The organism is Vreelandella neptunia, from assembly GCF_022489065.1.
In the GTDB taxonomy this organism is placed as follows: Bacteria; Pseudomonadota; Gammaproteobacteria; order Pseudomonadales; family Halomonadaceae; genus Vreelandella; species Vreelandella neptunia_A.
The window spans coordinates 65,413-75,075 of record NZ_JAKVTW010000020.1 but is presented as its reverse complement, the minus strand read 5'-3'; the positions used below and the strand labels follow the sequence as shown (position 1 = coordinate 75,075).

Here is a 9,663-nt window from a genome sequence, read left to right as displayed (position 1 = left end):
TGGCTCGGCGGTGATCGTGCTGGGCCTCTTCATGACCGGGGTGTTCCGGTTGCCGCTTTTCCAGCGTACCCTTCAGTTCACTCCCAGTGTCCAGGGTGGCTCCCCTTTGTCGGCGACTGTATTCGGGGTCTCTTTCGCCATCGGTTGGACACCGTGTATCGGTCCTATACTGGGCGCTATTCTGATGGCCACGTCTAACGCTGCTAGTGCCCAGTCTGGAATGGTTTATCTCAGTGCCTACTCTGCTGGCCTAGCGCTGCCTTTTCTTGCCAGCACTTTACTGATTAACCGATTCGCTCTGCACCGGAAAAGCCTAGGAAGGTGGAGCGCCTATGCTCGCCCCGTCGCGGGCACGGTTGTGATTCTGATGGGTATCGCCATCGTCTCGGGTACCATGACGCGGCTTTCCAGTATCATGGTCGACCTTTTTCCTTCCCTGGCGACACTGGGGTAGCTTGGTCGTAAGAGATGTAGAGCTTTATTTTCATACTAACTTCTTAAGAAGCTTATTAGTCTGAGCTTGTCTCCTAAAAGGAAATAATCCTTATAACGCATATAACTTTATTCCTCACATTGTTAATTTATTCGCTTGCTGGCTTTACTTAAGAGCTCTGTGGCGAACTAACATCCAGTAGCAGCGACCGCCGCAGTACTTTTTTATGGCTCTGATTGCAGCGCTGCACAATGGCTGGCGGGTGGGCTGTCTTGATACTTAACTAATAACTCGTCCTGCAACACAATGTATCACTTGAAGCCAAAGCGATTAAAGACCGCAAATTCACTGTAGTATTTTGGCAACAGTGTGAAACGATAGACCCTATCCTTATGTAAAATAGTTTCTTATCAATTAGTTAACTGCAAAATCTCGTATGCATGACTACTCCATGGCCAAAAGATGTATAAACGACTGGGAGACAATAACCACCAATTGAGTTTTACAAAACTTCCGTCTCGTCATTGTTATAGGTAAGAGTACCCGCTTTCATTTGCTTACTATAGATAGCCGCACCTCGAGCAGAGCGGCTATTATGATTTCTTTTAGACTATCGTAAGGTTGCCAGAGCTGAATATTATTGTTACTAAATGATTCACTCCCTTTCGGGAAAGTTGCCAACGTTTTCATTTCCAAAATGAATCCGATGAGTATTGGGGCTGACTGTTGCCTTTTACTCATCCTTTGATCCACTGTCTTTTTGGTTAGGTTGAAGCCGTTTCTGGTGGTCAGCTAACTGCTGGCGCAGCTCCTCTTCGCGAGATTGAGCTATTGCCAACTGTGTCCGAGTTTCTGAAAGATCCTGCTGGGTGTGCGCCAATTCCTCAATCCACTTGGTGGCAGCTTTCAACTCACTACCGGCTTCACTGGCAGAGGCTTTGAACTTGTCGACATCGGAACGAAGCGAAGCATTCTCGTCCTGCAGCTCTTCGCTGCGCTTCACAACCGAGGCCTTTTCCGCACGAAGGCTGGCGTAATCCTGTTGAAGTGAGGACAGGTCTTCATTGACCGCTTCGAGGGTATTTTGAAACCGTAATTCGCGTTGTTGGGTGGATTCCAGCTCCCGGGTAGTGGCCTTCAACTCGCTTTCTTTAGTAGCCAACAGGGTGTTTGCCTCGGCCTTCTCGTCACGCAACTGGTCGACCAACGCCTGTTGGCGCTGTGCTTCAGCGCGCATTGTTTCCAACTGCTGATTCTGGCGGGCAAGCTGGTCATGTAGATCAGAGACGCGCTCCATAGCATCGGCTGACCGTTGCTTTAAGGTGGCATGCTCTGTCACCAACGTCCGGTTATCGTCCGTAAGATGCTCGATATGCTTATCATTCTGTTTGTTTTGGTCTAGTAAGGCCGAGATGCTTGCTTCCAGCCGCTCGATTTCGCGAAGGGCCTCATCGCGCTCGTCGTTGGCTGTTACCTCGCGCTGCACAGATTCTGCACGAATTCTTTCGACCTCTTCATCAGCGAGCTGAGTTGCTGAACGCCACAGCTCGCCGCCTACTCGTTCCAAAACAGTGCGGATCTCATTAGGCATTTCACGCACAGCAATGGCACTGACTTTCAAATTTTCGCGCCACTCGCGCATGACAGGGGAGATGTGCGACAGCGAGCCGCCCCCCAATCGCTCACGCACTTGCTCATTGGTAGGCCTGTCGATGCCTTCAGCAGCCAGCTTCTCGGCAGCATCAAGTATGCGATCTCGGATTTCCGGCTTGATAAGCATCTCTGGGTCTCCTTATGTGTATGTATTGTATGTATGTATAATACATACAATACAAGATGCAAACAAGAAATAGCTTGGTATTCACTAAAAGCGCTGGCGCAAGCCTGCTTGCTGCCGTATCTGTGCAACATTCCCACCGATACAGCTGCCGTTCGCCGTGCTTTTGATGCCGGAACAGGCTGATAATACTGTTGCTGTGCAACATCCCCACCGCTGAGGTCGGACAAAAAAAAGCCTCCCGAGAGGGAGGCTGTTGAATGGAACAAATCAAGCTGCCGCGGTTGCTGCAGTTGAATCTTCTACTCCGTCGATCAACCCACACTGTTGTGCCATTTGCTCGATGAAGTTAACCGCCTTCTGCGCATCAGCCAGAGCACGGTCGATCTCTTTGGCTTGGTCACCTTTGAGCCGTGAAGCCCATCCAGTGAGATAGGACGCTGAGTTTTCGGGAGTAGCAGGAAGACCAAAGCGCATGGCTGCAAGCCAGGCGCCAGCTTCTGCCACTACTTCCTCTCGAGCGCGATCGCTCTTGTCCCGGTTGAGGCGGGAGGGAGCACCAGTGGCATGGATCAGCTCATGCAGGCCGGTAGCCGCAATTTCACTAACCCCATGGAACTGTTCAGGGCGAGGTAGGCGAATGCCATCCGTTGAGGGTCTGTAGTAGGCCTTGTCACCGCCCCAGCTTAAAGGGATACCCGATGCCTCAATTAGCCGCGCAACGAACTGCACGGGCTCAGGTTGAGCTTCTATGACTGGTGGCTTTGCAGCCTCTGTCAATGGGTCCGCTAGCTGCTCCTCGTTAAACACATAGAAAATACGGTTCACGGGGATGACTTTCTCCTCCGTAGTACCGTTCTCCTTCTTCTCGCGCTTTTTATGGAACTTCCAGAATTCCACGGGAGTACCCTTCTCGCCCTTACGGGGGTGTGTACCCAGATCCTTCGCTTGCTTGAAGGTAACCCAGGCTGGGCTGGTATAGCCGCTTTTATCCGAAGCAATCCAGAGACTCACGATGTTTGACCAGCCAGTGTAAGCACGCCCCGAGGAGGCGTTATAGGGCTGGCTCACATCTTTGTCGCCGGGTTTCCAAGGCTTCTGCCAAGGGGCTGTGCCTTCCATCAAGCCTTGAATAAGGGCTTCACGGATATCATCGATTGCACGCTTGTTCATGATCTATTTCCTCTCTCATTCCTGCAGTAGTGCTGGTCTCAAGAAGAGATAGGGCGCCAGGTGACAGCCGGTGGGGGGTCAGTGCTTCCCCGAACTCTAATCGAGACCCGGCAGCGGGAATGAGAGAGGAGAGAATAATGAAGGACACCAACCAGTTGGGTATGTTTGCAGTTAATGAGGCGGCCAAAGTTTATAGTTTCCCTGGAAAGGGGACTGTAGAGACCGCAGAGCAGCGTATAGAGCGTGAAGATGCGGTTATCTCAGAAGCACTGGATATCATCGAAACACGCTTCTATGGTCAGCTTGAGAGTGAAGGTGCAAAGATCACAGCTCCTTGGATAGCGGTTGATTATCTGACGCTCAAGTATGCGGAACTGCCTTACGAAGTGTTCTCTGTGACGTGGCTGAACTCGCAACATCAAGTCATCAAGCATGAGGAGCTTTTTAGAGGCACCGTGGATAAGGCGCCTGTTTATCCTAGGGAGGTGGTTAGAAGGGCGATTGTAACGAATGCTTCCGCCGTATTGCTGTGTCATAACCATCCAAGTGGTAGTCCTCAAGAGAGTGATGGCGATCGTCAGATTACGAAGAGGCTAGTAGAGGCTTTGGGTGTGATCGACGTAAAGGTGATAGACCACATTATTGTGGCTGGCACTGAGCATGTCAGCTTTGCGGAGAGGGGGCTGATATAACTTTAACGGCTTTGCCGTTTTCATGGCCTTACCTGCAATTCAGCTGGTGAGGCTTTTTTATGGGCTATGCTTTAATTGATAAACCTGCTGTGATGTTCATACTGCTCTTCTAATGACCCATAAAGAATGGAGATGGCCAGGGGTTAGGAAAGGCTGGTTAATACAAAAAGGTTAAAGGGTTAAGACTGGGGTAAGACAGGGTTACGAGCAATAATATATGCATCAACCCACTGAAAAGTATGCATTATCTTTCAATAACCGTTGCAACATCCCCACCGCTTGCTATGCAACATCCCCACCGCTTGCTGTGCAACATCCCCACCTAGGGCTCAAAGTTATCCTCCTGATGTCCACAGAAAACGTCTTTTTGTCCACATTTTGGCTCATTTAGGCACCATCTGTGCAACATTCCCACCTGCAAGATTTAAGGCATGATAGGTTGACAGGATCGATTCGATTCGCTCTGCATCTCCTGTGCAATATACCCACCTACTATAGAGGGCTAAATTGCTGGTCAGAAAATAACCTGTGCAGTATCCCCACCGAAACGGTGCAACATTCCCACCTATAAAACGCTACTTTTCCACAGGCTTACCCACAGTAAATGTGGATACGTTGATAGCTATCAGAGCACTTTTATACCGTTATCATTTGAAGCTGCTTAATATAGTGCCTTACCTTCTTTGTCGTCAAATTGTTACTGATCGACAATCCCCTGCCAGGGAGGAATGACACTTTTGAGCACGCTGGCCGTGCTTTAAAGACCTGTCGCGGGGGCTGATGGTGCAACGTTCCCACCTACGTTCTGTGAGCTACACTCTTGAATGCCTACTGTGATAGCAGTCTGCTTACAAGGGTGACTGGACGTTGGCTACGGTCATTGGCGCGGTGATTAAGGAGGTCTGGAAGCATCTATCTGTGCAACATTCCCCCTATTGAGCAAGGTGATTGAGAGGGTCTGGAATCGGCTATCTGTGCAACATTCCCCCCAATGATGGCACACGCTTGGACTGCAATGCGCGCCTCAATGGTTCCTGCAGCACAGCCCGTTGATTACGATCCTGGCTGGCTGGGGTTTGAAGGGCGACGAGTTGCCCGTGTGTGCATTATCCCCCTAAGCAGTAAAGGCCATCTAAATGCATTCAATGATCCAGACTTCACAAAAGGAAATAAGATAATATTATTTTAAAGTGATGTTTCGCTAATAGTATGTAAGTCTTTCTTTAACCGTATTGAGTTACTTTTGTAATTTGCTCTTTTAACAGTTTTGACAAATTTATCTGTAGGAAAGATTGTGTAGTAAATATCAACAAGTTTTTTCCCTTCCGTTATTCTCTTCGCTTTATAACTAGCTATAACCTCATGCTCAACGAGTACGTCTAGGGCAATTTTCATAGCCCGAACATTACTGCCCATGCGATCAGAAAGCCCGCGAGGGCTACCTGACAGGTAAGGAATAAGACGAGGCGTATAGGGATCGTTGGCTGATGCCTGGCTCCAGTAGTGACTCATTCGCTTATGCATGTACCGGGCAAGAGGGCTCTTAATCGACATCGAAGTGCTATAGTCATATAAACGGAAAGTTTGTTTAAGAATGCTCTCAGTTACTAAAGGGTTAAACTGTACATAGCATTTAGTATCGCCTTCACGCATCTGAATATCTTTTCGCGTGGTTAGGCCGACCATAGGAAAAAAGCTTGAGGAAATAACAGTTTCATTATCATTGGTGACCGTTTCAAGCTGTGCGCCACGGCATACAAGTATCGCCTCCTTTATCTCGCTGAGTTTGAACTCATGTTTGTTCCGGCGTAACTCAGCACGCAACTCGTAGAAAGTAAAAAGAACACCAACTTTACCATCGATCATGACGCTTCCGCCATTAACAGCCAGTTTTCTTAAAGCGTCTTCTATAATCTCTTCACGCTCACCAGGATAAACTAGCTCATGTTTGCCTTTACTATTCTCGATAATAGCTGGCTTAACTTTAACCTTTATAACGCGGTCGCCTATACGGCACTCGCGCTCTCTTACCGCGCTGTTAAGGTCTGTGAATCGACGACGCTTCTCCAGAGAATATTTAGGCAATGCATCGTAAATGTCGATGCTATTACTATAATTTCTGTCCCGGCTATCGCTCAGGCTGAATAGGTCAAGCTGAGGCGGCTTATTAACCGCAACTGCTTGTATGTCCTTGTCTTTATTGCTATCGCTGGCCATATCTAACCTCTGTCAGCCTACAGTAATAACCTGCTATTTCTCTTCGACAAGCCAAGAATCAACGACCTCGGCACCGTACTGATCCTTCCAAGCCCTCAGGGTTTTATGATTGCCACCTCTTGTTTCGACAATCTCCCTTTCATAAGGATTGCGATATACCTTTATCATTCGCTTCTTACGTATAGCCGGAGACTCGCTGACGCTTTTTTCAGTATTAACCAATTTAATAACGTCCAGGGCCGATTCATTATAATCAGCCATTAACGTTTTTAAGCGGTTAAAAAAAGCACTTTCACGCTTGAAATCTTCTCGATTCTCAAACGATATAAGTTGTTCTCGAAGAGACTTCGATTGCTCCTGCAGCTGTTGGTATTCACGCAATATAGGCATGTGTTTCCAGACAAGGCAATGTGAAAGTGTGCAAAGCACATTTTGTAGCTAACTCGGCTGTATGTCAACGATATGAGACCGTTGGCAGTGGTCTAAAAGCTAGCGCAAAAATATCTCTCCAAGGATGTGTTTTTCCATTAAAAAATACCCTTATTTCGCAAAATCTACGGGTGATGGCCCTGCCAAAAGCCTAGATTTTGCGTACAGGCTTTCAGGAAATGGCTTTTACCTTGAGAAATAGAATATAGAACAATAACTTAGGGTGATATTTTCCGTTTTTGAGTGATCCTGTGTACACAGTTAAAAAGGCCGTAGTGCTGGCGCTTAGGTTCTCTACTTATTAAAATAGTTATTTAAGAAAGTAGAGAAGGGCAGCGAACCCGAGTAGGCTGTATCAGAGTCACATGAATAAGGCTGTGCTGAATGACTTGGAAGGCAATCTACAAAATTGCGGTCGTTACTTCTTATGCTCAGATGGTCGTCAATAGCATTGCAGCTGATTTAGGTGGTGTTCACATACTGGTGCCGGGACGATGCCCAGTCTGAAGCCAGGCACTAACCCTGACCAGGGGAAAAATCACAACCAAAAGGGAGCAATTGGATGTTTAATCACTTGATTATGCCACCCCGCGCAGGATATGCGGTCATCACTACCAACGATTTCATGGTCATTGTCCGTGATACGGGCGACATTGTTAGTGTCCTAGAGGACGCCGATGCAATTCTTGAGCACTTGAGCTTAACGATCCCGGGCGGGCTGCGTCGCAAGCGAGTCTATGTCGAGTCCGCACCAGGCGTATCAGATTTTCACGAGGTGATGCATGAAAGCGGGGATTTGCTCGATATTGTTATGTGCTCTGCAGACCAGGCTGATTATTTGCAGCAACACATTGCCGGCTTAGAGGGGGGGCCGGGAATGGCTGATTCACTAACGATGATTCCTTATAACGTCACTGGGGGCCTTGCTGAAGCATCGAATTCTTTGACAGAGGCCAAGGGAAACCCCGCGCTCTCTTACCTTATGGGGCTTGGCTCCCGCCGTAGCCGGGTCACGATGCGATCTCACCTCCAGCAAGTTGCCTACCTTAGCGGCGGTCATGACATTAAGAGTTGTCCGTGGCATCTGATCCGGCGCGAACATGTGCGCTCAATCATCGAGATGATGAGTGAACTGGGCAAGGCTCCATCCACTATCAATACTGCATTGTCTGCTATGAAAGGTGTGGCGCGTGAGGCTTGGGTTGCGGGTCGCATGGATAGTGAGAGCCACCATCAGATCAGCGATCTCAAGTCTGTCAGGGGCTCAAGGTTACCGAAGGGCGTACACCTTGATGATGTAGCTATCCAAGCCCTTTGTTCCGCATGCGAAACAGACGAGACCTCCAAAGGGGAGAGAGATGCCGTGTTACTCCACTTACTGGTCAACACGGGGCTGCGTCGATCGGAGAGTGTATCCATAGACATCGAGATGATTGACCGCGGCCGGCAGTCGATCAGGATTCTGGGCAAAGGTAACAAGGAACGCCTCGTCTTTCTGCCCAATGAAACGTTCCTGAAAGTCATGGCATGGCAATCCCGGTTGGGGCGGGATGTCGGGCCTCTGTTCCCTAGAGTGCGCCGACATGGTGTGATTACTGATCTTCGTATTACTGACCAAGCTGTGTACTTCATCATAAAAGAAAGGGCCGTTCAGGCGGGCATTAAGGAGTGCGCGCCTCACGATTTTCGCCGCACCTTCGCTACGAATATGCTAGATCGAGGTGTCGACGTTCTCACGGTGCAATACGCTCTAGGCCATACCAACCTAGTCACCACACAACGCTATGACCGAAGTGCGGAAAGGCGCCTGGAGGAGGCGATGAAAAGAATATGACACAACAGAGCAGTGCTTCACCCCAAGCTATGGGTGTCATCCAACGCCATGCTAACAGTGACATAACGTTCAACACCAGCCACGATGGCCTAGCTGGAAAGATAACCGTGACGCTAACGCCAGGTCAGCTCGAGGTGTTCTGGAGCGATCCGGCTGCAGCTTTTGCCAGTGTCTATGGTAATACCCGGGGAGACTGCCTCGCCTGGCAAGCAGCCGGGTACATGGCGCAGTGTGCCGAGCTGACCACGAAGGGGCGGCAATGCCGGAACCCAGTCCATGGTGGCTATCCTGTAGCAACCCCAGATCGATGGGTAGCCATGCGCGGCAAATACAGCCTAATTCATCAGGAAGGGGTCAGCAAATGACTGGTCAGCGAGAAGTAAGCGGTTTATGGAGCATCGGACCTCTCTACTCACGTCACCCTGCGACCGACCCTCGAGATGTTTTCGTTGGTGGGAAGAACCCCAGCCAAGCGGAAAGTGATTTTGAGAATGGCATCGCTCGCATGGGTGGGTTTTGGCGCCAGCCATCTTATGTGGGGGCCTATCTGACTGCAGCCTCTTTGCTCGTTGAGCAAGGGCAGGCACGTGGTAGCTTCGATGAGATAGGATTACCAGCTTTTTATCTTCAGCGTCACGCTGCGGAGTTGATTCTTAAAAGGCTACTGCAGTGGTGTTTTGAGATTATTGAATGTCGGAACCAGATCAAACCTGGGCAGGCTATTATGATTACAAATCGGCATCGCCGTTCTCTAAATAATGAGCATGACCTGCGGAAAATTCTGAATAGTCTGAAAAAGGCAGCCAAGCTAGCCGATGAGAAAATTCCTCCAGAGTGCTTGGCACAGCTAGTTGAAACCATCAGCTCTGTGGAGGCTTCACCGCACTGGTCCCGCTACCGAGTTGATTCTCGCAGCACACAGAAGAAGCTATGGGAAACCACGGAGATAGTTATTCCAGTTGCAAGCCTTCAGACCCAATTGGATCTTGTCGCCAGTGACGTGCTGGCGCGTAGCCTTGAGCAGGAATGTTATGAAAACGCGCTGTATAGTACCTGGGCTGGATTGACGTCAGCCTTAGAGGGATCACAGTAGCCAGCTCAGTCAATC

The 9,663-nt window shown here is 49.2% G+C and carries 9 protein-coding genes; 5 read left to right on the top strand and 4 right to left on the bottom strand.

Going from position 1 to position 9,663, the window contains the following annotated elements:
* Positions 1 to 454 (top strand): cytochrome c biogenesis CcdA family protein (locus MLE19_RS19890; protein WP_240719883.1); only part of this gene is annotated, 454 nt, incomplete at its 5' end.
* A 712-nt stretch (positions 455 to 1,166) separates the two neighbouring features.
* Here MLE19_RS19890 and MLE19_RS19885 read toward each other — a convergent pair.
* Positions 1,167 to 2,213 carry a DNA-binding protein gene (locus MLE19_RS19885; protein ID WP_240719882.1) on the bottom strand — a complete coding sequence of 349 codons (1,047 nt, stop codon included), beginning with the start codon at positions 2,211 to 2,213 and terminating at the stop codon, positions 1,167 to 1,169.
* A 267-nt stretch (positions 2,214 to 2,480) separates the two neighbouring features.
* Positions 2,481 to 3,383 carry an ArdC family protein gene (locus tag MLE19_RS19880; RefSeq protein ID WP_240719881.1) on the bottom strand — a complete coding sequence of 301 codons (903 nt, stop codon included), beginning with the start codon at positions 3,381 to 3,383 and terminating at the stop codon, positions 2,481 to 2,483.
* A gap of 137 nt (positions 3,384 to 3,520) precedes the next feature.
* On the opposite strand from MLE19_RS19880, the gene MLE19_RS19875 reads away from it, so the two are divergent.
* The gene (locus MLE19_RS19875; RefSeq protein ID WP_240719879.1) at positions 3,521 to 4,075 is read left to right on the top strand and encodes a JAB domain-containing protein; all 555 of its coding nucleotides are present in this window, start codon (positions 3,521 to 3,523) and stop codon (positions 4,073 to 4,075) included.
* A gap of 1,185 nt (positions 4,076 to 5,260) precedes the next feature.
* Here MLE19_RS19875 and MLE19_RS19870 read toward each other — a convergent pair.
* Complete coding sequence (locus MLE19_RS19870) at positions 5,261 to 6,292, bottom strand: hypothetical protein (protein ID WP_035561720.1); 1,032 nt, start codon at positions 6,290 to 6,292, stop codon at positions 5,261 to 5,263.
* A gap of 33 nt (positions 6,293 to 6,325) precedes the next feature.
* A complete protein-coding gene (locus tag MLE19_RS19865) occupies positions 6,326 to 6,682 on the bottom strand; it encodes a histone-like nucleoid-structuring protein, MvaT/MvaU family (RefSeq protein WP_240719877.1) in 357 nt (118 codons plus the stop codon).
* Between the two features lie 601 nt (positions 6,683 to 7,283).
* Here MLE19_RS19865 and MLE19_RS19860 point away from each other — a divergent pair.
* Genes MLE19_RS19860 through MLE19_RS19850 form a run of 3 tightly spaced genes read left to right on the top strand, consistent with a single transcriptional unit; the run spans position 7,284 to position 9,648 of the window.
* On the top strand, positions 7,284 to 8,555 hold the full coding sequence (locus MLE19_RS19860) for a tyrosine-type recombinase/integrase (protein ID WP_240719875.1): 1,272 nt from the start codon (positions 7,284 to 7,286) through the stop codon (positions 8,553 to 8,555).
* Positions 8,552 to 8,920 carry a hypothetical protein gene (locus MLE19_RS19855; RefSeq protein WP_240719873.1) on the top strand — a complete coding sequence of 123 codons (369 nt, stop codon included), beginning with the start codon at positions 8,552 to 8,554 and terminating at the stop codon, positions 8,918 to 8,920. Before MLE19_RS19860 ends, MLE19_RS19855 begins: the two co-directional genes overlap by 4 nt.
* On the top strand, positions 8,917 to 9,648 hold the full coding sequence (locus MLE19_RS19850; protein ID WP_240719871.1) for a hypothetical protein: 732 nt from the start codon (positions 8,917 to 8,919) through the stop codon (positions 9,646 to 9,648). The genes MLE19_RS19855 and MLE19_RS19850 overlap by 4 nt, the downstream gene beginning before the upstream one ends.
* The last annotated feature ends 15 nt before the right edge of the window (positions 9,649 to 9,663 follow it).

Coding starts and splice junctions, on each gene's coding strand:
- MLE19_RS19875 (WP_240719879.1), top strand. CDS start 3,521: ATGAAGGACACCAACCAGTTGGGTATGTTTGCAGTTAATGAGGCGGCC.
- MLE19_RS19855 (WP_240719873.1), top strand. CDS start 8,552: ATGACACAACAGAGCAGTGCTTCACCCCAAGCTATGGGTGTCATCCAA.
- MLE19_RS19865 (WP_240719877.1), bottom strand. CDS start 6,682: ATGCCTATATTGCGTGAATACCAACAGCTGCAGGAGCAATCGAAGTCT.
- MLE19_RS19880 (WP_240719881.1), bottom strand. CDS start 3,383: ATGAACAAGCGTGCAATCGATGATATCCGTGAAGCCCTTATTCAAGGC.
- MLE19_RS19850 (WP_240719871.1), top strand. CDS start 8,917: ATGACTGGTCAGCGAGAAGTAAGCGGTTTATGGAGCATCGGACCTCTC.
- MLE19_RS19885 (WP_240719882.1), bottom strand. CDS start 2,213: ATGCTTATCAAGCCGGAAATCCGAGATCGCATACTTGATGCTGCCGAG.
- MLE19_RS19870 (WP_035561720.1), bottom strand. CDS start 6,292: ATGGCCAGCGATAGCAATAAAGACAAGGACATACAAGCAGTTGCGGTT.
- MLE19_RS19860 (WP_240719875.1), top strand. CDS start 7,284: ATGTTTAATCACTTGATTATGCCACCCCGCGCAGGATATGCGGTCATC.